The organism is Methylomonas sp. LWB, from assembly GCF_001856095.1.
GTDB lineage: Bacteria > Pseudomonadota > Gammaproteobacteria > Methylococcales > Methylomonadaceae > Methylomonas > Methylomonas koyamae_A.
This window is the reverse complement of record NZ_MKMC01000089.1, coordinates 1-15,376: the sequence shown is the minus strand read 5'-3', so window position 1 is coordinate 15,376 and position 15,376 is coordinate 1. Positions and strand designations below refer to the sequence as shown.

The 15,376-nt window shown below is 52.7% G+C and carries 19 protein-coding genes; 14 read left to right on the top strand and 5 right to left on the bottom strand.

From position 1 onward, the window contains the following. Positions 1-60: 60 nt before the first annotated feature. Positions 61-654 (top strand): hypothetical protein, encoded by a 594-nt coding sequence (locus BJL95_RS21825; protein ID WP_071160726.1) that lies wholly within the window; start codon positions 61-63, stop codon positions 652-654. Positions 655-872: 218 nt separating this feature from the next. On the opposite strand, the gene BJL95_RS21820 is transcribed toward BJL95_RS21825, so the two are convergent. Genes BJL95_RS21820 through hldE form a run of 3 tightly spaced genes read right to left on the bottom strand, consistent with a single transcriptional unit; the run spans position 873 to position 2,879 of the window. After that, positions 873-1,139 carry a hypothetical protein gene (locus tag BJL95_RS21820; RefSeq protein WP_071160725.1) on the bottom strand — a complete coding sequence of 89 codons (267 nt, stop codon included), beginning with the start codon at positions 1,137-1,139 and terminating at the stop codon, positions 873-875. Next, positions 1,129-1,407, bottom strand: coding sequence for a toxin (locus BJL95_RS21815; protein ID WP_071160724.1), 279 nt, complete (start codon positions 1,405-1,407; stop codon positions 1,129-1,131). Before BJL95_RS21815 ends, BJL95_RS21820 begins: the two co-directional genes overlap by 11 nt. A gap of 41 nt (positions 1,408-1,448) precedes the next feature. Continuing rightward, positions 1,449-2,879 carry a bifunctional D-glycero-beta-D-manno-heptose-7-phosphate kinase/D-glycero-beta-D-manno-heptose 1-phosphate adenylyltransferase HldE gene (gene hldE / locus BJL95_RS21810; RefSeq protein WP_071160723.1) on the bottom strand — a complete coding sequence of 477 codons (1,431 nt, stop codon included), beginning with the start codon at positions 2,877-2,879 and terminating at the stop codon, positions 1,449-1,451. Positions 2,880-2,952: 73 nt separating this feature from the next. On the opposite strand from hldE, the gene arsC reads away from it, so the two are divergent. The 3 genes from arsC (at position 2,953) to BJL95_RS21795 (ending at position 4,805) form a co-directional block, all read left to right on the top strand. After that, entirely contained in the window at positions 2,953-3,300 is a 348-nt protein-coding gene (arsC, locus tag BJL95_RS21805; RefSeq protein WP_071160722.1) for an arsenate reductase (glutaredoxin), read from the top strand. A 10-nt stretch (positions 3,301-3,310) separates the two neighbouring features. Beyond that, complete coding sequence (wrbA, locus tag BJL95_RS21800; RefSeq protein ID WP_071160721.1) at positions 3,311-3,907, top strand: NAD(P)H:quinone oxidoreductase; 597 nt, start codon at positions 3,311-3,313, stop codon at positions 3,905-3,907. A 64-nt stretch (positions 3,908-3,971) separates the two neighbouring features. Then, a complete protein-coding gene (locus tag BJL95_RS21795) occupies positions 3,972-4,805 on the top strand; it encodes a thymidylate synthase (protein ID WP_071160720.1) in 834 nt (277 codons plus the stop codon). A gap of 88 nt (positions 4,806-4,893) precedes the next feature. On the opposite strand, the gene smbP is transcribed toward BJL95_RS21795, so the two are convergent. Beyond that, entirely contained in the window at positions 4,894-5,229 is a 336-nt protein-coding gene (gene smbP, locus BJL95_RS21790) for a small metal-binding protein SmbP (RefSeq protein WP_064023990.1), read from the bottom strand. 99 nt (positions 5,230-5,328) lie between these two features. Between smbP and nth the strand changes: the two genes are divergently transcribed. The 5 genes from nth (at position 5,329) to BJL95_RS21765 (ending at position 8,818) form a co-directional block, all read left to right on the top strand. Next, a complete protein-coding gene (gene nth / locus BJL95_RS21785; protein WP_071160719.1) occupies positions 5,329-5,964 on the top strand; it encodes an endonuclease III in 636 nt (211 codons plus the stop codon). 105 nt (positions 5,965-6,069) lie between these two features. Further along, positions 6,070-6,615 (top strand): hypothetical protein, encoded by a 546-nt coding sequence (locus tag BJL95_RS21780; RefSeq protein ID WP_071160842.1) that lies wholly within the window; start codon positions 6,070-6,072, stop codon positions 6,613-6,615. 29 nt (positions 6,616-6,644) lie between these two features. Beyond that, positions 6,645-7,208 (top strand): DedA family protein, encoded by a 564-nt coding sequence (locus BJL95_RS21775; RefSeq protein WP_064023988.1) that lies wholly within the window; start codon positions 6,645-6,647, stop codon positions 7,206-7,208. Positions 7,209-7,211: 3 nt separating this feature from the next. Further along, entirely contained in the window at positions 7,212-8,063 is an 852-nt protein-coding gene (locus BJL95_RS21770; protein WP_071160718.1) for a DUF692 domain-containing protein, read from the top strand. Next, positions 8,063-8,818 (top strand): DUF2063 domain-containing protein, encoded by a 756-nt coding sequence (locus BJL95_RS21765; RefSeq protein ID WP_064023986.1) that lies wholly within the window; start codon positions 8,063-8,065, stop codon positions 8,816-8,818. The genes BJL95_RS21770 and BJL95_RS21765 overlap by 1 nt, the downstream gene beginning before the upstream one ends. Here BJL95_RS21765 and BJL95_RS21760 read toward each other — a convergent pair. Continuing rightward, a complete protein-coding gene (locus BJL95_RS21760) occupies positions 8,799-9,131 on the bottom strand; it encodes an ASCH domain-containing protein (RefSeq protein WP_064023985.1) in 333 nt (110 codons plus the stop codon). The two genes, BJL95_RS21765 and BJL95_RS21760, sit on opposite strands and share 20 nt — an antisense overlap. 327 nt (positions 9,132-9,458) lie before the next feature. Here BJL95_RS21760 and BJL95_RS21755 point away from each other — a divergent pair, with 327 nt between their 5' ends. From BJL95_RS21755 to BJL95_RS24310, 5 genes are all read left to right on the top strand, one after another. Next, on the top strand, positions 9,459-10,487 hold the full coding sequence (locus tag BJL95_RS21755) for a methyl-accepting chemotaxis protein (protein ID WP_064023984.1): 1,029 nt from the start codon (positions 9,459-9,461) through the stop codon (positions 10,485-10,487). Between the two features lie 11 nt (positions 10,488-10,498). After that, positions 10,499-10,867: a response regulator gene (locus BJL95_RS21750; protein WP_064023983.1), complete on the top strand. Its 369-nt coding sequence runs from the start codon at positions 10,499-10,501 to the stop codon at positions 10,865-10,867. 56 nt (positions 10,868-10,923) lie between these two features. Continuing rightward, on the top strand, positions 10,924-11,211 hold the full coding sequence (locus BJL95_RS21745; RefSeq protein WP_064023982.1) for a lipid asymmetry maintenance protein MlaB: 288 nt from the start codon (positions 10,924-10,926) through the stop codon (positions 11,209-11,211). Positions 11,212-11,223: 12 nt separating this feature from the next. Further along, a complete protein-coding gene (locus tag BJL95_RS21740) occupies positions 11,224-13,395 on the top strand; it encodes a chemotaxis protein CheA (RefSeq protein WP_071160841.1) in 2,172 nt (723 codons plus the stop codon). Positions 13,396-13,409: 14 nt separating this feature from the next. Beyond that, positions 13,410-15,376 (top strand): MCP four helix bundle domain-containing protein (locus BJL95_RS24310; RefSeq protein ID WP_083386209.1); only part of this gene is annotated, 1,967 nt, incomplete at its 3' end.

Here is a 15,376-nt window from a genome sequence, read left to right as displayed (position 1 = left end):
TCAACTTGACGTGCTACCGCACGCAAGTTACTTTTTGCGTTATACGGCAAAGGAAATTTCGTGGAGTATTCCGAACTAGAAAAGCTAATTGGGCGTGCCGATAGGTTTAGAAAAAGGCTTCACGAAAAACAAGGTGATGGAACCGGCTGGCCTTTTACTCTAGAAAATGGCGAAACGCATTACATATCTATTCATGGAGTTAAGTCTCCTGAAGAATTAGAAGATGATATTTCATCCATGTTTATATGGCTTTGGAATCTTAAAGATTATGTAAAGAAATATGTTGTTAAACGCGGAAAGAGCAAGGATTGGGTAGAGAATAAAGTAAATGCAGATCCATATCTATGTATATGTGCTGATTTAGCAAATGCTCTAAAGCATGGAGGTCTTGATCAAAATCCACGATTTACATCTCGTTCAGGGAAATCACCGCAGCTCGGAGTATTAAGATATCAAGTCCCACAGAAAGCAATTGGCTCGCTGTGCATCGGAGCTTATGACTTGAATGTGATGGTCACCAATCCTAAATTCGTGAATTTAGAAATGATAGTGCTCGGCGAGGATGGCAAAAAACTCGGTGACGCTTTTAAATATCTAGAGTATGCACTGAAAGCATGGGAAAAGATTGTTAGCGATGCGGGTAAAGTCGTATAACAACCGCATTAACTCCGATCTTCGCCACGATGCGGCTCAATCAGGTTATGCAGAACGTTTTCCAGCATGCCTTCCTAGGTCGTTACGACTTCTAAACAAATTTCGGTTGCTACTTGTGAAAAATTTGCCGTTTTATATTCGAATGCTGATCTATATACGACAAAATTTTTACCTCGCGGATTTTGACGAGCGGATCATTACGGAACCGGCTAAACTTGTTATGTTTCCAACCGAATTTTGCCGGTAGCATATTGATGCACCAGTGAAGAAATCAGCGTTTGGTAAGGGATACCAACATCTTGCGCGCGATTTTTAATCAATGTCACGTCGCCCAAACTCAGGCGAATAGTGACATTTTTCGATTTAGACAGATATTCTTTAGCCGCCTGTTTTGCCAAGGCAATTTCTTCATCCGCGTTGACGCTACGTATCAGTTGGTCATTTTCCAATGCGGTTAATATCGACATTTCTTCGTCATCGAACATGGCTTTCCCCTTTGTAACGTTTTTTGGCTTTGCGACTTGGAATGATGGTTTTAAGAAAAATGCCGTCTTCGTTCTGTAAAAACGGCACCAGATAAACATAATCAAGCGCCTCAACCACATAAATTTTTTGCTGCGGATACTGTATTTGATCGGGATGATCAAATACATCCAATATCTTCCCTGCATTGATGGCCGCGATAATATCCTCAAAGCCAATACCTCGGCTTTGCTTCAGCAATTCATTTTTCTCGCGACCAAATGAAATCATAGAACGCCACTTTTATACATACATTGTATTGGCGGGATAGCCTAGTTGCCAGTTTTATCTTTAATCGTTTGAATAATAGCTGTCGTCGAATGCCCTTCGATAAACGACAAAATCTTCACTTCGCCGCCTTTCGCCAATACGCTTTCGTGGCCGGCGATGCTGGTGATGTCGGTGTAGTCGCCGCCCTTGACCAGGATGTCCGGCAATAGTTGGTCGATGACTTGTTTAGGGGTGTCGTCCTCGAACGGCACGACCCAATCGACGCAGTCCAGCGCGGCCAGCATTTCCATCCGGTGTGCCAGGCCGTTGACCGGACGCTCGGGACCTTTCAGGCGTTGCACCGAGGCGTCGCTGTTGACCAATACCACCAAACGGTCGCCGAGGGTTTTGGCTTGTTGCAGGTAGCGGACGTGGCCGGGATGGAGGATGTCGAAGCAGCCGTTGGTGGCGACGATTTTTTCGCCGTTTTGCCGCGCTGCCCACCGTTCCTCCAACAGCTCCGGTAAGCTCAATACGCCTTTGCGATGGGCGCGCGGGCCATGCAGTGCGTCGGCGAGCTCCACGGTGTTGACGGTGGCGGTGCCTAGTTTGCCGACCACGATACCGGCCCCGATATTGGCCAGTTGCGTGGCCTCGGCCAACGGTTTTTTGGCGGCCAGGCTGGCGGCCAATACCGAGATGACGGTATCGCCGGCGCCGGTGACATCGAACACCTCGCGGGCGTGGGTGGGCAGGTGCAGCGGCGCTTCGTTCTTGCCGAGCAAGCTCATGCCGTGCTCGCCGCGGGTAACCAGCAGGGCATCCAGGCCTAGGTCGGTAATCAGATTGAGACCGCGCTCGACGATTTGGACTTCGTCGGCGCAGCGGCCGACCACGGCTTCGAATTCGCCGAGGTTGGGGGTAATCAACGTCGCATCCCGGTAGATCGAGAAGTCGTTGCCCTTCGGATCGACCAAGACCGGTTTTTTCAGTTGTCTGGCTAACGCGATGAATTGTTGAACCCGGTTTAGCGTACCCTTACCGTAGTCGGACAGCACCGCGACCTGCGACTGCATCAATTCGGCGTGATAAAGATGGATTAATGGGTCGCTGTCGACGGCATGAAAGCCGTCTTCGAAGTCCAGCCTGATCAATTGCTGATGACGGCTCATCACCCGCAGTTTGGTAATGGTCGGATAGCCGGGCACGGTTTGAAACAGGCACAGCACGTGGGCGGCTTGCAGCAATTGCTTTAACGCGCCGGCGGCTTCGTCCTCGCCGGTAAAACCCAATAACGAGACTTTGGCGCCTAGCGCGGCGACATTTAACGCCACGTTGCCGGCGCCGCCGGCCCGCTGTTCGTCGAGATTGACGTGGACCACTGGCACCGGTGCTTCCGGAGAGATACGCGAAGTGGCGCCATGCCAGTAACGGTCCAGCATCAGATCGCCTGCCACCAGGACGCGGGCGGCGGAATAATTGGGTAATTGCATGGTGATCCGGGGCTTAACGGGAAAACGAAGGGTGCTATTATAGCCGCAACCCGATCTCGGAAAGGTGCCAAGCATGAGTGTCAAGATTTACCATAACCCGCGTTGCGGCAAGTCCCGCGATACCTTGAAATTGTTGGAATCCAAGGGTATCAACCCGGAGATTGTCGAATATTTGAAAACCCCGCCGACGGTTGCCGAGTTGCGCGATATTCTCGGCAAACTGGGCATCAAGCCGCGCGATTTGATGCGGACCAAGGAGCCGGAATATAAAGATAATGGTTTGGGCGACCCGTCGTTGAGCGACGAAGCCTTGATCGAGGCGATGGTTCGCATCCCGAAATTGATTGAACGGCCTATCGTTCTGAAAGACGGCAAGGCGGTGATCGGTCGGCCGCCGGAAGCCGTACTGGCGATATTGTAACGGCGGCGCGATGGCGAATATTCTGGTTTTGTATTACAGCCGCGATGGCGGTACCGCGGCGATGGCCCGGCAGATTGCCCGCGGCATCGAGTCGGTGGCCGGCGCGGAAGCCGTGTTACGGACAGTGCCGGAAGTTTCGGCGGTGTGCGAGAAAGTGGCCGACAGTATTCCCGATAGCGGCGCACCCTACGCGACCCAACAAGACTTGGAGAACTGCGATGGCTTGGCGCTGGGCAGTCCGACCCATTTCGGCAATATGGCGGCGGCGCTCAAGTATTTTTGGGACGGCACGACCGCGCTTTGGTTTACCGGTGCGTTGTCGGGGAAACCGGCCGGGGTGTTTACATCGGCAGGCAGCATGCACGGCGGTCAGGAAAGTACATTACTGTCGATGATGTTGCCGTTGATGCACCACGGCATGCTGGTCATGAGCATGCCTTGCAACGAAATCGCCCTGCGCGAAACCGTCAGCGGCGGCACGCCTTACGGGCCGAGCCGCTGCGCCGAGAGCGACAACGGTTTGACCGAGCACGAAAAGCGTTTGTGCTGGGTGTTGGGCGAGCGCTTGGCAAAAACGGCGGTGGCGGTTAAAAGCCTAAACGGTTAAAGGTTGCCGCTCGCGGATTACCGGTCGTCAGGTATACTGCCCGGCAATTTTGCGTTAACCGACTATGAAAGCCTATCTGGAACTGCTCGCCGATATCATGGATAACGGCCTCGACAAAAGTGACCGCACCGGCACCGGCACCCGCTCGGTATTCGGTCGGCAGATCCGCTACGATCTCAGCGACGGATTTCCGTTGCTGACCACCAAGAAACTGCATTTCAAATCGATCGCTTACGAATTGCTGTGGTTTTTGCGCGGGGATACCAATATCCACTACTTGCGCGAGCACGGCGTAACGATTTGGGACGAATGGGCGACCGCCGAGGGCGAGCTTGGGCCGGTTTACGGCGCCCAATGGCGGCGCTGGCCCGGACCGGATGGTCGCGAATTCGATCAAATTCAAGTATTGGTCGACGGTTTGCGGCAAAAGCCGGATTCGCGCCGTCATATAATCAGCGGTTGGAACGTGGCCCATTTGCCCGACGAGTCGGTCGGTCCGCGTGAAAATGCCGCCGCCGGCCGGATGGCCTTACCGCCCTGCCATGTGCTGTATCAGTTTTATGTCGCTAACGGCCGATTGTCGTGCATGATGACGCAACGTAGCGCCGATTGCTTTTTGGGAGTGCCGTACAATCAAGCCAGCGTGGCGTTATTGACCGGGATGCTGGCCCAGCAGTGCGATTTGCAGCTGGGCGAATTGATTATGTCCTTCGGCGACGTGCATATTTATCGCAATCATTTCGAACAGGTCGCGTTGCAACTTAGCCGCGAGCCGCTGCCGCCACCCCTGCTCAAGTTTAAACGCCGGCCGGCGTCAATTTTCGATTACGCGTTCGAGGACTTCGAGCTGGTCGATTACCGGGCGCACCCGCATATCGCGGGAACCGTTTCGGTTTAGTCGAGTAGCCCCGGCCGCATTAGGCCGGGGCCGTTTGGCGAGGTTTTAAGCAGCGGACATTTCCGCTCTGGTTTTGCTTGATTGACGCTTATTTGTTGCCGGCCTTGATGTGTTCGACCGCTTCCTCGGCGGCTTTGGTTGCCATATCGGTGTGGCCTAGTTTGCCGTGTTCGATGGCGCTTTCCAGCGACTTGACGCCGGCGCTTAAGTGGGTTTTGGCCTCACCCTTGGCGACTTCTTCGCCTTTTTTGGCGTGAGGTAGCGCGGCTTCGGCATGTTCGACCAAGACGGACGCGTGGCCGGCCTTACCGTGGACCACTGCTTGGTTGGCGTGTTCTAAAGCTGTCGCGGCATGCTCTTCGGCGAAGGCGCCGGTCGCGGCGAACAATAGGGTGCTGATGGCTAACGTGATTATTTTATTCATAAATCCCCCGAAAGTAGTTCCAATGCATCCGAACTGGATGCCTAGCAGTGACTCTCTAGGTTACCGAATGGTTCATATTTAAACCGATCTTCAACTGTCATGAATACTTCCAAGCGTCTGGCGATCTTTCAACGATTGGCCGAAGCCATCCCCGAGCCCACTACCGAGTTAAACTACAAGACGCCGTTCGAATTGTTGGTGGCGGTGGTGCTATCGGCTCAGGCGACCGACAAAGGCGTCAACAAGGCTACCGCGAAATTATTTCCGGTCGCGAATACGCCGCAAGCGATTCTGGCGTTAGGCGAAGTGGGGCTGAAGGAACACATCAAGACCATAGGCTTATTCAACAGCAAGGCGGCAAATGTCATAAAACTTTGTCAGACTTTGATCGAAAAGCACGGCGGCGAGGTGCCTCGCGACCGGGCGGCGCTGGAAGCCTTGGCCGGCGTTGGCCGCAAAACCGCGAACGTGATTTTGAACACGGCCTTCGGTGAACCGACGATCGCGGTGGATACCCATATCTTCCGGGTTGCTAATCGGACCGGCTTGGCGGCGGGCAGAAATGTATTGACGGTGGAGAAGCAATTGGACAAGACCGTACCCAAGCTTTTCAAGAAAGATGCCCACCATTTACTGATCTTGCATGGCCGTTATATTTGCGTGGCCAGAAAACCGCGTTGCGAGGCTTGTTGCATCGCCGACCTGTGCGAATTTAAAGACAAGAATTTAACCTGAGTATGCAATAATCAGAATGAACGAATACGGTTGTACATCGGTCGTAGCAACGGTTTCGGGTTGCCGACCAAAATTATTATAAAAATTCAACGAGAGGATAACAGTATGAAAAAATTCAACAAATCTCCGCTGGTCGCCGCGATGGGTACCGCCGTTTTGTCCAGTTTGGCCGTCAATGTCCTAGCCGATGCCAATCCCTTTTCGCTGACGGAAATGGACGGCGGTTACATGCAGTTGGCCGAAACTCATCCTAGCCATTCCAACGGCAGAATCAGCGAAGGTGCCTGCGGTTCGAATGCGATGGATAGCAACGGCCAAAAAGTCGTAAAAGGCGCTAAAAAAGCCGAACCTAAAAAAACCGAGGGTTCCTGCGGCGAAGGCATGTGCGGCGGGATGATGCAGGGCGGCAAAATGAAACCCGGCATGGAACATTCCTGCGGAGCGATGATGAAAGGCAAGGATGGGGCGTGCGGCATGATGATGGGCGGCATGAATCATGACAATGATAAGGATAAAAAGTCGTCCGAAGGCAGTTGCGGAGCGATGATGCAAGGCGGCAAGGGTGGCGAAGCTTCTTGCGGCGCGATGATGAAGGGCGGCGAAGGTAGTTGCGGCGGCAAAGTGGACGCCGATAAAGCGGCCGGCCATTAATTCTTGGTATGACCGTATAGACCCTCATTATGGATTTTCAGGATTTACAGCAGCTCGTTATCGACTACGGTTATCTCGCGCTATTCATCGGTACCTATTTGGAAGGGGAAACCATTCTCGTGATAGCCGGCTTTCTGGCTCACGGTGGTTATTTGGAGTTGCAATGGGTGATGCTGACGGCTTTTCTCGGCACGTTTGCCGGGGACCAGACTTTTTTCTATCTGGGGCGCTGGAAAGGCATCGCCTTTCTGGAGAAGCGGCCGCTCTGGCACAGCAAGACCGACAAAGTGTTTGAGTTGCTGCACAAGCATCAGATACCGGTCATATTGGGTTTCCGGTTTTTATACGGCGTGCGTAACGTCACGCCGTTTGTGATCGGGGCCAGCAAGATCCATCCGTTGAAGTTCTTCGCGCTGAATTTTCTTGGCGCGGCGATTTGGGCGATAGCGGTTGGATATTTAGGTTACACCTTTGGTCAGTTTGCCGAATCCATCATGGGCCAAGTCAAAAAATACGAAATGTATATTCTGGGCGTGCTCGTGGCGATTGGATTGGTGTTGTTTTGGCGATCCACGCACAAGCCGGAGGAATAAGGTATGGACAGCGTTCGCAATCTCGTGCATGGCGCCGGCCTGGGATTGCGGCGCGGCTTTATTGGTGAAATCCTGAATGCACCGCCGACCAATGTCGGTTTTTATGAGGTCGCGCCGGAAAACTGGATGCCGATCGGCGGCAAATATGGCAAGCAATTTCGAGCGCTGACCGAGCGCTACCCTTTTGTTTGTCACGGTTTATCGCTGTCGATCGGTAGCAGCGATCCCTTGGACGAGCAATTTGTTCGCGATTTGAAAGGGTTTTTGCGTCTGCACGGCATCAAATTTTACAGCGAGCATCTGAGTTATTGTAGCGATGGCGGGCACTTATACGATTTGATGCCGATACCGTTCACCGAAGCTGCGGTCAGGCATGTCGCGGGGCGGATTCGCCGGGTTCAGGATATTCTGGAGCAGCGCATCGCCATCGAAAATATTTCCTACTACGCCGCGCCGGGCCAGGAAATGGCCGAGATCGACTTCTTTAACGCCGTGGTCGCCGAGGCCGATTGCGACGTGTTGATCGACATCAACAATATCTACGTCAACAGCGTTAACCACGGCTACGATCCCGGGGCGTTCTTGCGGGCGATGCCGGCGGAACGGATTGCATATGCTCACATCGCCGGGCACTACGTCGAAGCCGAGGATTTTCTAATCGATACGCACGGCGCCCCCGTGGTAGACCCGGTTTGGGGGTTGCTGAATAAGGCCTATGACTGGTTCGGCGTATTTCCGACCCTGCTGGAACGCGATTTCAATCTGCCGCCGTTGACCGAATTGTTGCGGGAAGTGGATACGATCAGCCAAATCCAACAGCATTGGTTGATGGATAGCCGTAAGCAGGTTGCCTGATGGTGGTCGACTTTTCGACCACACAACGCGAGTTTGCCGGCTATATTCGCGCGCCCCTAGCCAACCGGCCGCCGGCTGACGTCGATTCGGGCAGGATGGCGATGTACCGCGAATTGTTCTTCAACAATATTGACAGCTTCTTAGCAAGCAACTTCCCGGTTTTGAAAACCGTGCTGACCGACCAGCAATGGCGGGAGATGGCCGAGGATTTTTATGCCCGTCACCCGTGCCGAACGCCATACTTTTCGCAAATCGCCGAAGAGTTTCTAGATTATCTGCAAAACCAACGGGATAACCCAGCGGATTACCCTTTCCTACTGGAGTTAGCTCATTACGAATGGGTGGAAATGGCGTTGTCGATCGCCCAAGAGCAAGCCACGATTGGGGATGCCGACTTTATAACCGATTCGCTGAATCGCGTCGTCCGGCTGTCGCCGCTGGCTTGGCCCTTGCTTTACCAATTTCCAGTACAAGCTATTTCTCCGGCGTTTCTACCGGAAATGCCGGGCGATCAGCCGACATGTTTGATTGTTTACCGCGATATCGATGACGACGTGCATTTTCTGAAAACCACGCCGTTAACAATTCGAGCCTTGCAAATCTTGGACGAATGCGGCGCAATGCCGGGGCGAGCCTGCCTGGATAAACTCGGTGAAGAGTTCCCGCAGCTCGATCGCACCTCGGTTTTGGAGTTTGGCGCGAGGATGTTGACCGAACTCGCCGAGAAAGGCATCGTTATTCCAGGCGCCGGCTGAAGCGGTGAACCCAAACCAAGCCGTCCTCGTTCCATTGCATGCCGGCATGCATGCTTAAAATCACTGTCTTGTAGCTTGCTAAATCCGGATAGCCTTCGGCGTCAGCGTCGGCATCGGTCATGTCTCCGAGGCGTTGGCGATCCACGCCGATAATCTCGAACTCGATCCCTTCCAAAAAAAATCTCTCTCCGGGATAGGCATACAGGCCGTCTCGGCGTTGCTGGGTTTTATGTCCGGCCAGTGCGGAGGCAATCAATTTTGGGTGACGGATCAGTTTATCGATCGAACAGGTTTTTTCTGGCAAAGCATTCATAACGTAAGGTTTGTTGGATTAAGGTGTAAGGATTCTAGTTAATCTGGTTATTGTTTCACAGCTATAAAAAATAGCGGGGTCTTGTCGCGCAATATTTCAAATATCCCCATTTCGCCACAAAATTACTGTTGGCAATGCGATAGCCATGACAAATTATTCTTTCCGTCATGGTTGTCAAGGTAATTGCTGTCTATACTTTTTTCAGGGTTGTCGCCGCAACCGTAGGTGAGATGCGGTATCAACGGGTCCGTCGAAATAGTGGAGGTCCGGCAAGTGCCTATCTATCTGATTGCAGTCTTAGTGGCGGTGGTACTTATTGGTGGTGTAATGATTGGCGTTAGGATTGGCTATCGGCGTTTATTGCGGGAACAGCGCAACCTGCCCCCCCCCGCTCCGGTATTGCCATTGACCGAGGTTGAGAAGTACGCCAACGGGATCGAACGTTTTGCTACCGAAGTTACGCCGATTTGGTCGGCGCATATCGAATCTTCGCGCCAACAAATGGAGCAGGCCGTTTCAGAGTTGACGATGCGCTTCGGCGGCATCATTCGGAACCTGGATGTCGCACTCAGCGCGTCATCGGCGACCTTGCAGAGTGGCGACCAAGATATATTCGGTTCCAGTAACGCGCGTTTGCAGCAAGTCGTTCAAGCGCTTGATGCCGCGCTACAAGAAAATGTCGTGGTATTGGAAAGAATTCGCTCCCTCAGCGGTTTCGTCGGTGAATTGAAGAATATGGCCAAGGAAGTGGCCAGAATTGCGGAACAGACCAACTTAATTGCATTGAACGCGGCAATAGAAGCCGCGCGAGCCGGAGAAGCGGGGCGCGGGTTTGCGGTGGTGGCTGACGAAGTCCGCAAATTGTCCAATCAGTCCGGCGAGACCGGTAAATTAATCGGCGCCAAGGTCGATCAGGTCAGCACCGCGATTCACGGGACCTTGAGCGCGGTCGAAAAAAGTACCGAAAAAGAAGCGGCTGTTGTCGCGGCCTCCAGCGAAAACATCAGGACCGTATTAGCTGGTTTGCAGCAAGCGTTTGAAAATTTGCAGAATAACGCGGTCAATCTGAATCAGTCCGCGCAGATGATCAAGCAGGAAATCAATGGCTCGATTGTGCAGTTTCAGTTTCAAGACAGAATTGGCCAGGTGTTAGTCCATGTGCGCGATAGCATCAACGATTTTCCGCGTCAGGTTCAATTGAGTCATGCCGGCGGCACCTTGTCGTTGAAGCCGCTGGTGGCCGACGAAATCTTGCATGCGCTGACGAGCAGCTACACTATGGAGTCGGAGCACGTGCATCACGGCGCCGGCTCTCCGGTTAACGAACACCACGCTTCCGAAATCACTTTCTTCTAAGGTAACGACATATGGCAAAAACTATTTTAATCGTTGATGACTCGGCTTCCGTTCGACAAGTAGTCGCAATCGCTTTGAAAGGCGCTGGATATGACGTCATTGAGGCCGTGGACGGCAAGGATGGCTTGAGCAAGTTGAACGGCCAAAAGATTCACTTGATCATTTCCGACGTCAACATGCCGAATATGGACGGCATTACGTTCGTAAAGGAACTCAAGCAATTGGCGGCTTACAAGTTTACACCGGTGATCATGCTGACCACCGAGTCGCAAGAATCCAAGAAGCAGGAAGGCCAGGCCGCCGGTGCGAAAGCTTGGGTTGTTAAACCGTTTCAACCGGCGCAAATGTTGGCGGCTGTTTCCAAATTGATATTGCCCTGATCCGAATGCTGGCTTTGAGCTCGGCGACCGATCGGTTAGAACGGAGGTAACTCGCAATGCAAACGCTCACTATAGACGATGAATTGACCATCTTTACGGCCGCCGAGCAAAAGCGGAATTTGCTCAATTTTCTAAGTACCGGCGATGACTTGGAAATTAACCTTTCGCAAGTCGCGGAAATGGATACGGCGGGCCTGCAATTATTGATCTTGTCGAAGCGCGAGGCTGGTCTGGCCGGCAAACAGTTAAGGTTCGTCATGCACAGCAAAGCGGTGCTGGATATTTTGGAATTGGCGAATCTGACGACCGCATTCGGCGACCAGGTCGTCCTGGCACAAAACTAAGAGGTGGGACAGATGAGTATCGACGACGAAATGAAGCAAGCCTTGGTGACGTTCACCATCGAAAGTTTGGAATTGTTGCAGGACATGGAAGATTGCCTGCTGACGATCGAGAACGGTGAAGATCAGTCCGAACGCATCAACGCGATATTTCGGGCCGCGCACACGATAAAAGGCTCGTCCGGCTTGTTTGGTTTGGACCACATTGTACGTTTCACTCACGTGGTCGAGAGTGTGTTGGATGCCTTGCGGGACGGCGTTTTGGAGGTTACACCGGAGTTGGTCGCCATCTTGTTGCCGTGTTGCGATCAGATTGCGCTGTTGATTCGAGCAGTTGCCGATGGCAATACCGACGAAGACCCTGATTTGACGGTAGCTGGCGACGAATTACTGGCCAAACTGCGCCCGTTTCTGGAGCAGCCGGATTTAGCCAAAGAGGTGGTCGCCGCCGGCCCTGATCGTGTGGAGGCCATCGGAGGCGGAGGCGTTATGGAAAGCGGCAACTGGCATATTTCCTTGCGCTTCGGTTCGGATAGCCTGCGGAACGGCATGGATCCGTTGTCTTTCATTCGCTATTTGTCCACCTTGGGAACCCTGGTCAATCTAACCACGATCAGCGAAGCGATTCCTCCGGCGGAGCAGATGGACCCCGAGACCAATTATTTAGGCTTCGAAATCGACATTAAGAGCGAAGCCGGCAAGGAGGCGTTGGAGAATGTATTCGAGTTCGTGCGCGAGGATAGCTTGATTCACATTTTGCCACTGGAAAGCGCTATAGGTGAATACATCGAGTTGATCCGCGCATTGCCGGAAGACGATACCTATTTGGGCGAACTTCTGGTCAAAAGTGGCGTATTAACGCGCCGGGAGCTTGAGGAAGGTTTAAGTCAACAGCAGGCTACTACGGAACCGACCAAATCCGCTCAGCCTATCGGTGAAATTTTAGTCGAGCAACAATCCGTCCAGCAGCCCTTGGTGAATGCCGCGCTGGAAAAACAAAAGCAGATTAAAGACAACAAGGCCAGAGAAAACCAGAGTATTCGTGTCGATGCGGAGCGCTTGGACAAGCTGATCGATTTAATCGGTGAGTTGGTGATATCCAGCGCGGGTGTGAACCTGCGCGCGTCGCAGACCGCACAGACCGCATTGCTGGAAGCGACCGGGGAAATGATGCGTTTGGTCGAAGAAGTCAGGGACAGTGCCTTGCAACTGCGAATGGTGCCGATAGGCACCACTTTCAGTCGTTTTCAGCGCGTGGTTCGCGATGTCAGCAAGGAGCTGGGAAAGGACATTGCGCTGGCGATTTCCGGTGGCGAGACCGAAGTGGACAAATCGGTGGTCGAAAAAATCGGCGATCCGTTAATGCATTTGGTCCGCAATGCGATGGATCACGGTATCGAATCAGCCGAAGTCCGTCGGGAGAATGGCAAGTCGGCCCAAGGCACCCTGCGGCTCAATGCCTATCACGAGTCGGGCGTGATTGTCATAGAAGTGCAGGACGACGGTGGTGGTTTGAATCGGGAGCGGATTCTGGCCAAGGCCATCGAAAAAGGTTTAATCCAGCCCGATGCCAAACTGACTGATCAGGAGGTTTATGCATTGATTTTCGAACCGGGATTTTCCACGGCTCAGCAAATCTCCAATCTATCCGGACGTGGAGTCGGAATGGATGTGGTCAAGCGGAATGTTACCGATTTACGCGGATCGATAGAGGTTGATAGCGCGCAGAACGTCGGCACCACCGTGCGCATCCGTTTGCCGCTGACGTTGGCGATTATCGACGGGTTCTTGGTTGGCGTCGGCAAGGCATCCTTTGTGATTCCGCTTGACCGGGTCGTAGAGTGCGTCGAACTCAGCCATGACGATGACGAGCACGACTATATGGATTTGCGAGGTGAAGTCCTGCCTTTCATCCGTTTGAAGAAATTATTTGGCGTTCCTGGCGAATCGGCGCGGCGTGCCAACGTGGTGGTGGTCGAGGTGGCCGGTGCGAAGACTGGGCTGGTTGTCGATCGATTATTGGGCGAATTTCAAACAGTTATTAAACCACTGGGTAAATTGTTCGGCCACGTTCAAGGTTTGGGCGGTTCCACAATACTCGGTAGCGGCGAGGTGGCATTGATACTGGATATCCCGGTATTGGTGGGTGCCTTCGAGCAGTATATGGTGCGCGGGTTTGCGGCGTAACAGTTAATGCAGGGATGAATGTTGGTTGGGTCGGTTTTAAGGATGCTTGCGTCAAAGCATCGCTTGTTCTATTACCCAAGTTTGCGAATATTTATCCTGCGGACAGCAAAAACGAAAGTTTCCGTGGGCATGGGGTTGAAAAGATGACGATTAAACAACGAATGCTGCTTCTGGTTTTAGCGGCGGTTTTGGGTTTGGGGGGGCTAGCTGGATTTAATTATGTTCAGATCGGCCGTGTCTATACCGCAGCCAATTTCAACACGGAGAATACTTTGCCGAGCGTGCTTATTCTGAACGAGATTAGTTTTGAACTGGCAAAAATGCGCACTAACGTTTGGCAACACTTGCTGCAAAGCGAACCGGCGGCAATGGATGAACTGGAGCGAGGTTTTGCCGAGAGCGACAACAAAATCGATAAATTAATAAAAGATTACGAACCGCTGTTGGCCGACGACGAAGATAAAAAACTTCTTGATGCAGATAAAGCCGGGTTGGCCGAATACGGAGTATTTTGGAACAGGGTGCGCGAGTTATCGCGTGCCGGCCAAAAATCTGAGGCTAAGAATCTGATTCTTGACAATCAAGCCTTAATGAACCGGACCGTAAATAATTTTAGGCGCCACGGCGAATACAACGCCGATTTGGGTAAAAATTCCTCCGCATCCGCGGAAGCGATACGTGGAAGTGCAGCGCTCCTCTCCAGCCTGATCGCTTTGTTGGGGATAACGATCATCGGTGCGATCGGAGGGCTGATTACCCGTAATCTGATGCGTCAAATGGGCGGAGAACCGGATTTTGTCGCGGCATTAGCTGCGAAAGTGGCCGTCGGCGACTTTTCGTCTCGAATCGAGTTGCAAGACGGCGATCACGTCAGTGTGATGGCCGCTATGAAGCGAATGAGCGACAACGTCAAAGCGCTGCTGGCCGAAATGGAGCGAATGAGCAGCGAGCATGAAAAAGGCGATATCGACGTGGTGGTCGATATCGCGAAATTCCAGGGTGATTACAAAGCGATGGCTCAAGGCGTCAACGATATGGTTAACGGCCATATCGCGGTCAAAAAGAAAGCGATGGCAGTCTTTACAAAGTTCGGGCAGGGAGATTTCGACGCCAGTATGGAGAAATTGCCTGGTAAAAAAGCGTTTATCAATGACACGATCGAATTGGTGCGTGGTAACTTGAAAGCGGTCATTCAAGATGCGGACCATTTGGTAAGTGCGGCTGTGGAAGGGCGATTGGCAACTCGCGCAGATGCCAGCAAGCATCAGGGCGATTTCCGGAGATTGGTGGAAGGGGTCAATGCGACATTGGATGCGGTGATCGGGCCGTTGAACGTGGCGGCGGATTATGTGGACAACATATCCCGAGGCAACATTCCGGCTAAGATTACCGACAGTTACAACGGCGACTTCAACACGATTAAAAACAACCTGAATAACTGTATCGACGCGATCGGCAATATGGTCGCCGAAGCGGCGAGCTTGGAAAAAGCCGCGATCGAAGGTCGGTTAGCGACGCGCGCGGATGCGAGCCAGTACCAAGGTGACTATCGGAAGATCGTACAGGGTGTAAACAATACGCTGGACGCGGTGATTGGGCCGTTGAACGTGGCGGCCGACTATGTAGACCGCATTGCAAAAGGCGCCATCCCGGCGAAAATCACCGACAGTTACAACGGCGACTTCAATGTGATCAAAAATAATTTGAACACGTGTATCGACGCGGTCAATGCGTTAGTGGCGGACGCGGTGATGTTGTCGCAAGCGGCGGTGGAAGGCAAACTGTCGACTCGCGCCGATGCGACCCTGCACCAAGGCGATTACCGCAAGATTGTCGAAGGTGTCAACGAAACCCTGGATGCGGTGATTGGGCCGTTGAACGTGGCGGCGGATTATGTGGACAACATATCCCGAGGCAACATTCCGGCTAAGATTACCGACAGTTACAACGGCGATTTCAATACGATTAAAAACAACCTGAA